Raw genomic sequence first — 15181 nt, forward strand, 5'->3', positions numbered from 1 at the left:
CCGATGGCGAACGAAGCCAAGCTCCGTGAGTACCTCAAGCGCGTCACCGCCGACCTCGCCGAGACCAGCGAACGCCTCAAGGCCGCCGACGCCAGGAACCACGAGCCCATCGCCATCGTCGGGATGAGCTGCCGCTACCCGGGCGGCGTCCGCTCCCCCGAGCAACTGTGGGAACTCGTCGCCACCGCCACCGACGGCGTCACCGGCTTCCCCACCGACCGGGGCTGGGACACCGACGCCGCGTACGACCCGACCGGGCAGCGGCGGGGCAGCACGTACGCCCGCGAGGGCGGGTTCCTGCACGACGCCGGTGACTTCGACCCGGAGCTGTTCAAGGTCTCGCCGTACGAGGCCCTCGCCATGGACCCGCAGCAGCGGCTCATGCTGGAGGCGTCCTGGGAGGCGATCGAGGACGCCCGCATCGACCCGCTCTCCCTGCGCGGCAGCCGCGTCGGCGTGTTCGCCGGCATGATGTACCACAACTACGCCGCCGGGCTGGCCGAGGTGCCCGAGACCCTGGACGCGTTCATCGGCGGCGGCACCGCCAGCAGCGTGCTCTCCGGCCGGGTCGCCTACACGTTCGGGTTCGAGGGGCCCGCCCTCACCGTCGACACCGCCTGCTCGTCGTCGCTGGTCGCGCTGCACCTCGCCGTGCAGTCGCTGCGCTCCGGCGAGTGCACCCTCGCGCTGGCCGGCGGCGTGACCGTGATGACCACCCTGGAGACGTTCGTCGACTTCAGCCGGCAGCGCGGCCTGGCCCCCGACGGGCGGTGCAAGTCGTACGCCGACGGCGCCGACGGCACCGGCTGGTCGGAGGGCGTCGGCGTGCTCGTCGTGGAACGCCTCAGCGACGCCCGTCGGCTCGGTCACCGCGTCCTCGCGGTGGTGCGGGGCAGCGCGGTGAACCAGGATGGTGCGTCGAACGGGTTGACCGCGCCGAATGGTCCGTCGCAGCAGCGGGTGATCCGGCAGGCTCTGGCCAACGCGCGGTTGTCGCCGGCGGACGTGGACGTGGTGGAGGGCCACGGCACGGGCACGACGTTGGGTGACCCGATCGAGGCGCAGGCGCTGCTGGCGACGTACGGGCAGGGACGCGAGACGCCGCTGCTGTTGGGGTCGATCAAGTCGAATCTGGGTCACACGCAGGCGGCGGCGGGCGTGGCCGGTGTGATCAAGATGGTGCAGGCGATGCGGCACGGTGTGGTGCCGGCGACGCTGCACGTGGATGCGCCGTCGTCGAAGGTGGACTGGGCGTCGGGTGCGGTGGAGTTGGTGACGGAGTCGACGCGGTGGCCGGTGGTGGACCGGCTGCGTCGGGCGGCGGTGTCGTCGTTCGGGATCTCGGGGACGAATGCGCACGTGATCGTGGAGCAGGCGGAGCCGGTGGAGGCCGAGGCTGAGGTCGATCCGTCGGGTCCCGTCGGCCTGCCGGTGGTGCCGTGGTTGGTGTCGGCGCGTTCGGCCGAGGCCCTGGCGGGGCAGGCGTATCGCCTGGTCGGGCACGTCCAGGACAATCCCGGACTGTCGCCGGTCGACGTGGGCTGGTCCCTGGCGACGTCGCGGGCGGCCCTCGACCACCGGGCGGTGCTCCTCGGCACCGACCGCGCCGACCTGTTGTCCGGCCTGGAGTCGCTGGCGTCGGGTGCGGCTGCCCCGGGTGTGGTGACGGGTGAGGTGGTGTCGGGTCGTCGGGCGTTGTTGTTTGCGGGTCAGGGTGCGCAGCGGTCGGGGATGGGTCGGGAGTTGTATGACGGGTTCCCGGTGTTTGCGGAGGCGTTCGATCGGGTGTGTGCCCTGTTCGTGGGGCGTCTGGATCGTCCGTTGCGGGAGGTGGTGTTCGCGGAGCCGGGTTCGGATCTGGCGGCCTTGTTGGATCAGACGGCGTACACGCAGGCGGGCCTGTTCGCGGTGGAGGTGGCTCTGCACGAGTTGCTGGCCTCGTTCGGTGTGACGGGTGACTATCTGGTGGGTCATTCGATCGGTGAGGTGACGGCGGCGCATGTGGCGGGTGTGTTGTCGTTGGAGGACGCGTGTGCGTTGGTGGCGGCGCGGGGCTTGTTGATGCAGGCGTTGCCGTCCGGTGGTGGGATGTTGGCGGTGGGTGCGTCCGAGGCCGAGGTGCGGGCGTTGGCGGGTGGCGGTGTGGATGTGGCGGCGGTGAACGGGCCGCGGTCGGTGGTGTTGTCGGGGCCGGTCGCCGACCTGGACGTGATCGCCCAGCGGTGTGCCGAGCGGGGTTGGCGGGTCAAGCGGCTGCCGGTGAGTCATGCGTTCCATTCGCGGTTGATGGAGCCGATGCTGGCCGGGTTCCGTGCGGTGCTTGACGGTTTGGCTTGGCAGACGCCGAGGTTGCCGGTCGTGTCGAACGTGACCGGCCGAGTCGTCGAGGCGGGGGAGATCACCGATCCCGGGTACTGGGTGCGGCACGTGCGGGAGGCCGTGCGGTTCGGCGATTCGATCGCCATCCTGCACGGGTTGGGGGTGACGTCGTTCGTGGAGGTGGGGCCGGATGCGACGTTGACGGCGATGGCGGCCGACACGCCCGTCGACCGGCCGGTGCATTTGGTGGCGGCGCTGCGCCGCGACCAGCCCGACACGACCGCCCTGGTCACCGCCCTGGCGAAGCTGCACGTCACCGGCACGCCGATCGACTGGGCCGCGTGGTTCACCCACACCGGCGGCCGGCCCCGCACCGTGGACCTGCCCACCTACGCCTTCCAGCACCAGCGCTACTGGCTCGACGCCCGCACCCGCCCCCACGGCCCCGCCGGGCCGAGCTCCGACCCGTGGCGGTACCACGTCACCTGGCAGCCCCTGCCCGACCACCCCCGGCGGGAACACGACGACCTCCTGCTCGTCGTGCCCGACGACGGGGCGGCCGACCAGTGGGCGACCGCGCTCGCCGCGCCCGGCGTACGGGTGCTGCGGGTCGCCGCCGACCGGGACCGGGCCGGCCTCGCCAGCGACCTCGCCGACGCGTACGCCGACGGCCAGGGACGACCCGGCAGCGTTCTGTCGCTGCTCGGCCTCGCCCCCGGCGCGCACCCCGACGCCGCCTCCGTGCCCGCCGGCCTCGCCCACACCGTCGCCCTCGCCCAGGCCCTCGGCGACTCCGCCCTCCCCGCCCGGCTCTGGATCGCCACCCGGGGCGCGATCTCCGTCGACCCCCGCGACCAGCCCGTAGACTGCGACCAGGCGGCCCTGTGGGGCTTCGGCGGCGTGCTGCGCGCCGAGCACCCCCAACGCTGGGGCGGACTCGTGGACCTGCCCCCGACCGCCGACGCGCGTGCCGTCCGGCAGGTGCGCCGGCTGCTCGGCGGCGAGCGCACGGAGGACCAGCTCGCGGTGCGCGCCACCGGCGCGTACGCCCGGCGGTTGACCCGCGCCCGCCGGCCCGCCGCCCCCGCGCGCGCCTGGACCCCGCGCGGCACCACCCTCGTCACCGGCGGGACCGGCGCGCTCGGCGGGCACGTCGCCCGCGCCCTCGCGGCGGCCGGAGCCGAGCACCTGCTGCTGGTCAGCCGCCGTGGCCCCGACGCCCCCGGCGCGGCCGCCCTCGCCGGGGAACTGACCGCCCTCGGCACCCGTGTCACCGTCGCGGCCTGCGACGCCGCCGACCGGGACGCCCTGCGCGACCTGCTCGCGGCGATCCCGGCCGACCTGCCGCTCACCGCCGTCGTGCACACGGCGGCGGCGCTCGACGACACCGTGGTCGACGCCCTCACCGTGGACCGGATGGCGACCGCCCTGCGCGCCAAGGTCGACGCGGCCCGCCACCTCGACGAACTGACCCGGGGCCACGAGCTGTCCGCGTTCGTGCTGTTCTCCTCCCTCGCCGGCACCATGGGCGGACCCGGCCAGGCCAACTACGCCCCCGGCAACGCCTGGCTCGACGCGCTCGCCCGGCGTCGCCGGGCCGGAGGGCTGCCCGCCACGTCCATCGCCTGGGGGCTGTGGGCCGACGGCGGCGTCAGCGCCGGCGACTTCGAACGTCGGATGGCCCGCAACGGCTTCGGCGCGATGGACCCCGCCACGGCCGCCCGCGCGCTCACCGCCGCGATCGAGGACGACGAGACCCACCTCGTCGTCGCCGACGTCGATTGGGACCGGGTCGCCGGCAGCGCCGCCGGTCGCCGCCCCGACCCGCTGATCCGGGGCCTGCTGACCGCGCCGCAGGTCACCGACGCCGCCACCGCCGACCGGGCCGCCGGTGGCGGCGCCCTGCGGGACCGGCTCGCCGGGCTCACCGACGCCGAGCAGCTCGACGCCCTGCGCGACCTGGTGCGCGCCGAGGTGGCGGCGGTGCTCGGCCACGGCAGCGCCGACCGGGTGCCCGCCGAACGCGCGTTCCGGGACCTCGGCTTCACCTCGCTGACCGCCGTCGAGCTGCGCAACCGCCTCGACGCGGCCACCGGGCTCACCCTGCCCGCCACGCTCGCCTTCGACCACCCCAACCCGACCGCCCTGGCGGCCCACGTCCGCGCCGAGCTGCTGGGCGGCCACTCGCCGTCCGCGACGACCCCGACGGTACGACCCGTCGACGACGACCCGATCGTCATCGTCGGCATGGGCTGCCGCTTCCCCGCCGGGGCCGGCTCACCGGAGGAGTTCTGGCGGCTGCTCGCCGACGGCGTCGACGCCATGTCGGACTTCCCCACCGACCGGCACTGGGACCTGACCGCGCTGCACCACCCCGACCCCGGGCACCCCGGGGCGTCGTACGTGACGCAGGGGGCGTTCCTCGCCGACGCGGGGGCGTTCGACGCCGGGTTCTTCGGCATCTCCCCGCGTGAGGCCGTCGCCATGGACCCGCAGCAGCGGCTGCTGCTGGAGGTGTCCTGGGCGGCGATCGAGGACGCCCGGATCGACCCCCTCACGCTGCGCGGCGGGCGCGTCGGCGTCTTCGCCGGCACCAACGGGCAGGACTTCGACAACCTCATCCGCAACGGCGGCGAACAGCTCGCCGGTTACGGCGCCACCGGTGCCTCCGCGAGCGTGCTGTCGGGGCGGGTGGCGTACTCGTTCGGGTTCGAGGGGCCGGCGGTCACCGTGGACACGGCGTGCTCGTCGTCGCTGGTGGCATTGCACCTGGCGGCGCAGTCGCTGCGCTCGGGCGAATGTGACCTCGCGCTGGCCGGCGGCGTGACCGTGATGGCCACCCCCGGCGCGTTCGTCGAGTTCTCCCGGCAGCGCGGGCTGTCCGCCGACGGGCGGTGCCGGTCGTTCGCGGAGTCGGCGGACGGGACGGGGTGGGGCGAGGGCGTCGGGGTGCTGCTGGTGCAGCGCCTGTCGGACGCCCGCCGGGACGGCCGTCGGGTCCTCGCGGTGGTGCGGGGCAGCGCGGTGAACCAGGACGGTGCGTCGAACGGGTTGACTGCGCCGAATGGTCCGTCGCAGCAGCGGGTGATCCGGCAGGCCCTCGCGTCGGCGGGTCTGTCGCCGGCCGACGTGGACGTGGTGGAGGCGCACGGCACGGGCACGACGTTGGGTGACCCGATCGAGGCGCAGGCGCTGCTGGCGACCTATGGGCAGGGGCGGGAGACGCCGCTGCTGCTGGGCTCGGTGAAGTCGAACCTGGGCCACACCCAGGCGGCGGCGGGCGTCGCCGGGATCATCAAGATGGTCCTCGCCCTGCGACATGGCCTGGTGCCGGCGACCCTGCACGTGGACGAGCCTTCCACGAAGGTGGACTGGGCGTCGGGCGCGGTCGAGTTGGTGACGGAGTCGACGCCGTGGCCGGTGGTGGACCGGCCGCGTCGGGCGGCGGTGTCGTCGTTCGGGATCTCCGGGACGAACGCACACGTGATCGTGGAGCAGGCGGATCCGGTGGAGGCCGTGGAGGCCGGGATCGGGTCGTCCGGGCCGGTGGAGTTGCCGGTGGTGCCGTGGCTGGTGTCGGCGCGATCGGCCGATGCCCTCGCCGGGCAGGCGGCGCGCCTGGCGGACTTCGTCCGGGGGCGTTCCGGGTGGTCGCCGGTCGACGTGGGTTGGTCCCTCGCCACGTCGCGGGCGGCGTTGGAGCACCGGGCGGTCGTGCTGGGCGCGGCGGGTGACGACCTGTTGTCCGGCCTGGAGTCGCTGGCCGCCGGTGAGATTGCCCCGGGTGTGGTGACCGGTGAGGTGGTGTCGGGTCGTCGGGCGTTGTTGTTCACGGGTCAGGGTGCGCAGCGTCCGGGGATGGGTCGGGAGTTGTATGACGGGTTCCCGGTGTTTGCGGAGGCGTTCGATCGGGTGTGTGCCCTGTTCGCCGACCATCTCGGCCGTCCGTTGCGGGAGGTGGTGTTCGCGGAGCCGGGCTCCGAGCTTGCTGGGTTGTTGGATCAGACGGCGTACACGCAGGCGGGCCTGTTCGCTGTGGAGGTGGCTCTGCACGAGTTGCTGGCCTCGTTCGGTGTGACGGGTGACTATCTGGTGGGTCATTCGATCGGTGAGGTCACGGCCGCGTACGTGGCGGGTGTGTTGTCGTTGGAGGACGCGTGTGCGTTGGTGGCGGCGCGTGGCTTGTTGATGCAGGCGTTGCCGTCTGGTGGTGGGATGTTGGCGGTGGGTGCGGCTGAGGCCGAGGTGCGTGCGCTGGCGGGTGGCGGTGTGGATGTGGCGGCGGTGAACGGGCCGCGGTCGGTGGTGTTGTCGGGCCCGGTCGCTGAGTTGGACCGGGTCGCGGGGGAGTGCGCCGGGCGGGGTTGGCGGGTCAAGCGGCTGTCGGTGAGTCATGCGTTCCATTCACGGTTGATGGAGCCGATGCTGGCCGAGTTCCGCGCGGGCCTCGCAGCCCTGGAGTGGCGGGTCCCGAGGTTGCCGATCGTGTCGAACCTGACCGGGAAGCTTGTCGAGGCGGCCGAGATCACCGGCCCCGACTATTGGGTGCGGCACGTGCGGGAGGCGGTCCGGTTCGGCGATGCCGTGGCTACCCTGCACGGGTTGGGGGTGACCTCGTTCGTGGAGGTGGGGCCGGATGCGACGTTGACGGCGATGGCGGCCGACACGCCCGTCGACCGGCCGGTGCATTTGGTGGCGGCGCTGCGTCGCGACCAGCCGGAGACGACGGCGCTGGTCACCGCCCTGGCCCGGCTGCACGTCACCGGCACGCCCGTGGACTGGGCGGCATGGTTCACCCACACCGGTGGGCGGCCCCGCACCGTGGACCTGCCCACCTACGCCTTCCACCGCAGGTGGTACTGGCCCGAGCCCGCGTCGGCTGCCGGCGGCACCCGGCGAGCGAGTGACGACGTCGACGAGCGGTTCTGGGCGGCGGTGGAGCGGGAGGATCTGACCGGTCTCGGTGTGGAGTTGGCGGCGGAGCAGTCGCTGAGCGACCTGTTGCCGAAGCTCGCCCGCTGGCGGCGGGCGGGTCAGCGGCGTTCGACCGTCGACTCGTGGCGCTACCGCGTCGAGTGGCGGCCCGCTCCGACCGTACCGTCGGCGGGGTTGACTGGGACGTGGCTGGTCCTCGTGCCACCGGCGCAGGCCGACCACCCCCTCGCCGAGGGCCTGGCCGAGCAGGGCGCGGAGGTCCTGACGGTCGGCCTCGACCCGACGGGGACGAGCCGGGACGACGCGGCCGGGCGGCTGCGGGCCGCGCTGCCCCGCCCGGGTGAGGTCGCCGGCGTCCTGTCGCTGCTGTCGCTGCCCGGGGAAGCGGGCGTGGCCGAGAGCCTCGCCGTGATCCAGGCGCTGAACGACTGCGGCGTGGGCGGCCGGGTGTGGTGGGTGACCCGGGGCGCGGTGTCGGTGGGCAGGTCGGACGCGTCGGCCGACCCGGTCGCGGCGGCGGTGTGGGGCGTGGGTCGGGTGGCGGCGTTGGAGGAGCCGCGTCGGTGGGGTGGTCTGGTGGATCTGCCGGGCGTGGTGGACGCGCGGGTGGTTCGTCGGGTGTGTCAGGTGTTGGCGGCGGGTGTCGAGGATCAGGTGGCCGTCCGTTCGTCGGGGGTGTTCGTGCGGCGGCTGGCGCGGGCGGGTGGTGACCCGGTGCGGCGGGAGTTCCGGTTGTCGGGGACGGTGCTGGTCACGGGTGGCACGGGGGCGTTGGGCTCGCGGGTCGCCGGGTGGGCGGTCGGGGCGGGTGCCGAGCATGTGGTGTTGGTGAGTCGGCGTGGCGAGCGGGCTGCGGGTGCGGGGGAGTTGGTGGAGCGGTTGCGGGTGTCCGGGGCGCGGGTGACGGTCGTGGCGTGTGACGTGGCGGACCGGTCGGCTCTGGGCATGCTGCTCGACGGCCTCGCCGACGCGGGTGACCCCGTCCGCGCCGTGGTGCACGCCGCCGGAGCGCCCCAGTTCACCCCGCTGGGCGACGTCACGCCGGACGAGCTGCGCGACGTGCTCCGCGCCAAGGTCGACGGGGCGGCGCACCTCGACGCGTTGCTGCCGGAGCTGGACGCGTTCGTGGTGTTCTCGTCCATCGCCGGGGTGTGGGGCTCGGCCGGGCAGGCCGGCTACGCGGCGGCCAACGCCTACGTCGACGCCCTCGTCGCGCGCCGACGGGCCCGGGGCGCCGCCGCCACGGCCGTGGCGTGGGGCCCGTGGGCGGGTGCCGGCATGGCCGTTCAGGGCGAGGCGCAGGAACAACTGGCCCGCCGGGGGCTGCCGGCGATGGACCCGGAGCTGGCGGTCACCGCGTTGCAGGCGGCTCTCGACCGGGACGACACGAGCGTCGTCGTCGCCGACGTCGCCTGGGACCGGTTCGCCGCCTCGTTCACCGCCCTGCGGCCCAGCCCGCTGCTGGACGACATCCCCGAGGCGCGATCCGCGTCGCCCGACACCGCAGACGCGGGCGAGGAACAGGCCCAGCTCGGCCGCCGGCTCGCCGCCCTGACGCCCGCCGAACGGGAGACCCACCTGCTCGACCTCGTACGCGCCCAGGTGGCCGCGGTGCTCGGGCACGCGACGCCGGACGCCGTCCCCGCCGACCGGGCGTTCCAGCGGCAGGGCTTCGACTCGCTGACCGCCGTGGAGCTGCGCAACCGGCTCACCGCCGAAACCGGCCTCGCCCTGCCCAGCACCCTTGTCTTCGACCACCCGACGCCGCTGGCGCTCGTCGCCCACCTCGCCGCCGAGCTGACCGGCATTCCGGCCGGGGCTGCCGAGCGGGAGCGGGCCACGGCCGTCGACGACGACCCCATCGTGATCGTCGGCATGGCCTGCCGCCTGCCCGGCGGAGTCGACACCGCCGACGAGCTGTGGGACATGGTCGCCGCCGGCCGCGACGGCATCTCCGACTTCCCCCTCGACCGGGGCTGGGACAGCTTCCTCGACGGCCGGCTGTCCGACACCTCGTTCCCCCGCCAGGGCGGCTTCGTCTACGACGCGGGGGCGTTCGACGCCGGTTTCTTCGGCATCTCGCCCCGTGAGGCCCTCGCGATGGACCCGCAGCAGCGGCTGCTGCTGGAGGTGTCCTGGGAGGCGGTCGAGTCGGCGGGACTGGACCCGTACCGCCTGAAGGGGGAGCGGGTCGGCGTCTTCGCGGGTGCCAGCTTCCAGGGGTACGCGTCCACGGCCATGGGCCGGGACCAGGAGGTCGGCGGTCACCTGCTCACCGGCAACGCGACCAGCGTGCTGTCGGGGCGGGTGGCGTACTCGTTCGGGTTCGAGGGGCCGGCGGTCACCGTGGACACGGCGTGCTCGTCGTCGCTGGTGGCGTTGCACCTGGCGGCGCAGTCGCTGCGCTCGGGCGAGTGCGACCTGGCCCTCGCGGGCGGCGTGACGGTCATGGCGTCGCCGGCGACCTTCGTCGAGTTCGCGAAGCAGGGCGGCCTCTCCCCCGACGGGCGGTGCCGGTCGTTCGCGGAGTCGGCGGACGGGACGGGGTGGGGCGAGGGTGTCGGGGTGCTCCTCGTCGAGCGGCTGTCCGACGCCCGGCGTAACGGGCACCGTGTCCTCGCGGTGGTGCGCGGCAGCGCCGTCAACCAGGACGGTGCGTCGAACGGGTTGACCGCGCCGAATGGTCCGTCGCAGCAGCGGGTGATCCGGCAGGCCCTTGCCAACGCCCGGCTGTCGCCGGCCGACGTGGACGTGGTGGAGGCGCACGGCACGGGCACCACGCTGGGTGACCCGATCGAGGCGCAGGCGCTGCTGGCCACCTACGGGCAGGGGCGGGGCGACGCCGCGCCGCTGCTGCTCGGCTCGGTCAAGTCGAACATCGGCCACACCCAGGCGGCGGCGGGTGTCGCCGGTGTGATCAAGGTGGTGCAGGCGCTGCGGCACGGCGTGGTGCCGGCGACCCTGCACGTGGAAGCGCCCTCCACGAAGGTGGACTGGGCGTCGGGCGCGGTCAGCCTGGTCACCGAGCGCCGCGAGTGGCCGGCGGTGGACCGGCCACGTCGGGCCGCCGTCTCCTCGTTCGGCATCTCCGGGACCAACGCCCACGTGATCCTTGAGCAGGCGGAGCCCGTCGAGGCCGAGCCCTCCGGGCACGTCGACCTGCCCGTGGTGCCCTGGCTGGTGTCGGCGCGCACGCCGGAAGCCCTGGCCGCGCAGGCCATCCGGCTCACCGAGCACCTGGGCCCCGACGCGGGGCCGACGGCGACGGACGTCGCCTGGTCCCTGGCGACCGCCCGCGCCGCCCTGGAACACCGCGCCGTCATCCTCGGCACGACGGGTGACGACCTGCTGTCCGGCCTGGAGTCGCTGGCCACCGGTGTGGCAGCGCCGGGTGTGGTGACCGGTGAGGTGGTGTCGGGTCGTCGGGCGTTGTTGTTCGCGGGGCAGGGTGCGCAGCGGTCGGGGATGGGTCGGGAGTTGTATGACGGGTTCCCGGTGTTTGCGGAGGCGTTCGATCGGGTGTGTGCCCTGTTCGTGGGTCGCCTCGGCCGTCCGTTGCGGGAGGTGGTGTTCGCGGAGCCGGGCTCCGAGCTTGCTGGGTTGTTGGATCAGACGGCATACACGCAGGCGGGCCTGTTCGCTGTGGAGGTGGCTCTGCACGAGTTGCTGGCCTCGTTCGGTGTGACGGGTGACTATCTGGTGGGTCATTCGATCGGTGAGGTCACGGCCGCGTACGTGGCGGGTGTGTTGTCGCTGGAGGACGCGTGTGCGTTGGTGGCGGCGCGGGGTTCGTTGATGCAGGCGTTGCCGTCCGGTGGTGGGATGTTGGCGGTCGGCGCGGCTGAGGCCGAGGTGCGTGCGCTGGCGGGTGGCGGTGTGGATGTGGCGGCGGTGAACGGGCCGCGGTCGGTGGTGTTGTCGGGCCCGGTCGCTGAGTTGGACCGGGTCGCGGGGGAGTGCGCCGGGCGGGGTTGGCGGGTGAAGCGGCTGTCGGTGAGTCATGCGTTCCACTCGCGGTTGATGGAGCCGATGCTCGCCGAGTTCCGCACGGTCCTGACCGGCCTGGCTTGGCAGACGCCGAGGCTGCCGGTCGTGTCGAACGTGACCGGCCGAGTCGTCGAGGCGGGGGAGATCACCGATCCCGGGTACTGGGTGCGGCACGTGCGGGAGGCCGTGAGGTTCGGCGACGCGGTCGCCACCCTGCACGGGCTGGGGGCCACCTCGTTCGTGGAGGTGGGGCCGGATGCGACGTTGACGGCGATGGCCGCCGACACCCCGGCGGAGCGGCCGGTGCACCTGATCACGGCACTGCGCCGCGACCAGCCCGACACGACCGCCCTGGTCACCGCCCTGGCGAAGCTGCACGTCACCGGCACGCCCGTGGACTGGGCCGCGTGGTTCACCCACACCGGCGGCCGGCCCCGCACCGTGGACCTGCCCACCTACGCCTTCCACCACCAGCGCTACTGGCTGCACGACGCGCCGCCGGCCGCCGCCGTGACCACCACCGGGAGCTCGGCGACCGACGAGCGGTTCTGGGCGGCGGTGGAGCGGGAGGACCTGACCGGCCTCGGTGTGGAGTTGGCGGCGGAGCAGTCGCTGAGCGACCTGCTGCCGAAGCTCGCCCGGTGGCGGCGGGCGGGTCAGCAGCAGTCCACCGTCGACTCGTGGCGCTACCGCATCGAGTGGCAGGCCCTCCCCGAGACGCCGGGGAGGCTGACCGGCACCTGGCTGGTGCTGGTGCCGTACGACGGGATCGGCGCCCCGGTGCTCGCGGCCGTGACGGACGGGATCGCCGCGGCCGGGGCGCAGGTCCGGACGCTGACGCTCGACGGCCCGGCGGACGACCGCGAACTGGTGGCGAAGTCGCTCCGTGACGTCGGCGAGGTCACCGGTGTGGTGTCGCTGCTGTCGCTGGCCGGCGTCGGTGTGGGCGAGGCGTTGGGGGCGGTGCAGGCGCTGGCCGCCGCCGACCTGGGCGGCCGGGTGTGGTGGGTGACCCGGGGCGCGGTGTCCGTGGGCGCGTCGGATGGGCGCGTCGACCCGGCCGCCGCTGCCGTCTGGGGCCTGGGCCGGGTGGCGGCGTTGGAGGAGCCGCGTCGGTGGGGTGGTCTGGTGGATCTGCCGGACGGGGTGGACGCGCGGGTGGTTCGTCGGGTGTGTCAGGTGCTCGCGGCGGGTGTCGAGGATCAGGTGGCCGTCCGTTCGTCGGGGGTGTTCGTGCGGCGGCTGGCGCGGGCGGGTGGTGACCCGGTGCGGCGGGAGTTCCGGTTGTCGGGGACGGTGCTGGTCACGGGTGGCACGGGGGCGTTGGGCTCGCGGGTCGCCGGGTGGGCGGCCGGTGCGGGTGCCGAGCACGTGGTGTTGACGAGTCGGCGTGGTGAGCGGGCCCCGGGTGCGGGGGAGCTGGTGGAGCGGTTGCGGGCGTCCGGGGTGCGGGTGACTGTTGCCGCCTGTGACGTGGCGGACCGGTCGGCGCTGGGGGCGCTGCTCGATGGCCTGGCCGACTCCGGTGACCCCGTCCGCGCCGTCGTGCACGCGGCGGGCGCGGCGCACTCCACCCCGTTGGGCGAGCTGACCGCCGACGAGCTGACCCACGTGCTGCGTGCCAAGGTCGACGGGGCGGCGCACCTCGACGCGTTGCTGCCGGAGCTGGACGCGTTCGTGGTGTTCTCGTCCATCGCCGGGGTGTGGGGTTCGGCCGGGCAGGCCGGCTACGCGGCGGCCAACGCGTATCTCGACGGGTTGGTGGCCCGGCGGCGCGCCCAGGGTGCCGCCGGGACCGCGGTGGCGTGGGGCCCGTGGGCCGGCGCGGGGATGGCGCACGGCGAGCAGCAGGAACAGCTCGGTCGCCGGGGGCTGCCGGCGATGGACCCGGAGCTGGCGGTCACCGCGTTGCAGGCGGCTCTCGACCGGGACGACACGAGCGTCGTCGTCGCCGACGTCGCCTGGGACCGGTTCGCCGCCTCCTTCACCGCCCTGCGGCCCAGCCCGCTGCTCGGCGGCATCCCCGAGGCCGGCACGGCCGACCGACCGGAGCCGCCGGCGGACTCGGGCGCCCCGCAGCAGCTGCGGGACAGGCTGGCCGCCGCCGGTGACACCGAGCGGGACCGCGTCCTGCTCGACCTGGTACGCGGCACCGCCGCCACCGTGCTGGGGCACCGCAGCACGGCGGCGATCCGGGCCGCCCGGGGCTTCCTGGACCTCGGCTTCGACTCGCTGACCGCCGTGGAGCTGCGCAACCGGCTCACCGCCGAGACCGGACTCGCCCTGCCCAGCACCCTCGTCTTCGACCATCCGACGCCGGCCGCGCTCGCCGAGCACCTGCGCGCCGAGCTGGTGCCGCACGGGGCGGCGACCCCGGTCGTCGCCGAGATCGAACGGCTCGACGAGCTGCTGCGAACCGTGCCGGGGGAGCGCCGCGACGACGCGGAGATCACCCGCCGCTTGGAGGACCTGCTGGCCCGCTGGCGGGGCGACACCGCCCCGTCGTCACCGTCCCCCGCCTCGCCGGCTTCCGAGTCGCCCGCCCCGGCCGAGGCCGTGGCCGACGACCTGTCCAACGCCACCGAGGACGACATCTTCGCCATCATCCAACGCGAATTCGGCAAATCCTGACCCACCCACCCCCACCCCCACCCCCTCCCCCCTCCTCCCTCCCCCCGCCCCCTCGCTCCGGTGATCAAGAGGAAAGCGTCAAAGTTGATCTCGACGGTGACGCAAACCTCTTGATCACCGGGGCGAGACTCCCGGGGGACGGGGAGAGGGACGGGGGAGGGTGGAGCTAGGGGTCCGGTGGTGCATCTAGGGGTGTGGCGGCTCCTGCCGGTCTCCGTAGGGTCGGAGCCCGACAGGGTGCCGTCCCGTTCCGGCGCGGGACGGGCGGAGGCGGGGTGCGGGCGGGTGCCCGCAGACACGGGAGGTGCCCGGTGACCGGCTCCCAGGGCGGCCGACTCCTCGCGATCAGCGACTTGCACGTCGTGTACGCGGAGAACCGCGCCATCGTCGAGGCCCTGCGCCCCGACCACGACGACGACTGGCTGATCGTCGCCGGTGACGTCGGCGAGTTCGCCAAGGACGTCGAGTGGGCGCTCGGCCTGCTCCGCGACCGGTTCGCCAGGGTGATCTGGGCGCCGGGCAACCACGAGCTGTGGACGCCCCGCGACGACACCGTCCAGTTGCGCGGCGAGGAACGCTACCGGCACCTCGTCGCGCTGTGCCGCCGCCTGGGCGTGGTCACGCCGGAGGATCCGTATCCGGTGTGGGACCCCGGCGGGGACCCGGTCCTGATCGCCCCGCTCTTCGTCGGGTACGACTACACGTGGCGGCCCCCGGGGACGTACACCCGGGAGCAGGCGTTGGCGCGGGCGCACGAGACCGGCGTGGTCTGCACCGACGAGATCCTGCTGCACCCCGACCCGTATCCGAGCCGGGACGCCTGGTGCCGGGCGCGGGTGATCCACACCGAGCGGCGGCTCGACGCGGAACGCGGCGGGTTGCCCACCGTGCTGGTCAACCACTACCCGCTGGTCCGCGAGCCTACCCGGATCCTGCGCTACCCCGAGTTCGCCCAGTGGTGCGGCACCGACCTGACCGCCGACTGGCACCTGCGCTACGACACCCGCGTCGCCGTCTACGGCCACCTGCACATCCCCCGCACCACCTGGTATGACGGCGTCCGGTTCGAGGAGGTGTCGGTCGGCTACCCGCGCGAGTGGCGTCGCCGGGCCACCCCGCCGGGACGGCCCCGCCAGATCCTCCCGGCCCCCGCCCGGTCCCGCCGTTGAGCGCCGCCGGACGGGTGAGCGGGGCCGTCCCACCGGCCTCATCCTGCGGATATCCGCCCGCCGGAGGGTGCCGCGCGGGGGCTGAATGAGGGGTCCCGTAGGGGTTGGGCCGTCGTAGCGCGCTCAGTACCGTCCACTCA

General features: G+C 74.3%; 2 protein-coding genes. Both read left to right on the top strand.

Annotation, left to right across the window (positions count from 1 at the left end; genetic code table 11):
• Positions 1-3: 3 nt before the first annotated feature.
• The gene (locus tag O7628_RS23045; RefSeq protein WP_278133564.1) at positions 4-13872 is read left to right on the top strand and encodes a type I polyketide synthase; all 13869 of its coding nucleotides are present in this window, start codon (positions 4-6) and stop codon (positions 13870-13872) included.
• A 311-nt stretch (positions 13873-14183) separates the two neighbouring features.
• The gene (locus tag O7628_RS23050; protein WP_278133566.1) at positions 14184-15041 is read left to right on the top strand and encodes a metallophosphoesterase; all 858 of its coding nucleotides are present in this window, start codon (positions 14184-14186) and stop codon (positions 15039-15041) included.
• Positions 15042-15181: the final 140 nt, after the last annotated feature.

The sequence above is a fragment of the Micromonospora sp. WMMD956 genome (genome assembly GCF_029626125.1).
Taxonomy (GTDB): domain Bacteria; phylum Actinomycetota; class Actinomycetes; order Mycobacteriales; family Micromonosporaceae; genus Micromonospora; species Micromonospora carbonacea.

Excerpts from the sequence above, each read along its gene's own strand:
- O7628_RS23045 (WP_278133564.1), top strand. The coding sequence starts at position 4 with ATGGCGAACGAAGCCAAGCTCCGTGAGTACCTCAAGCGCGTCACCGCC.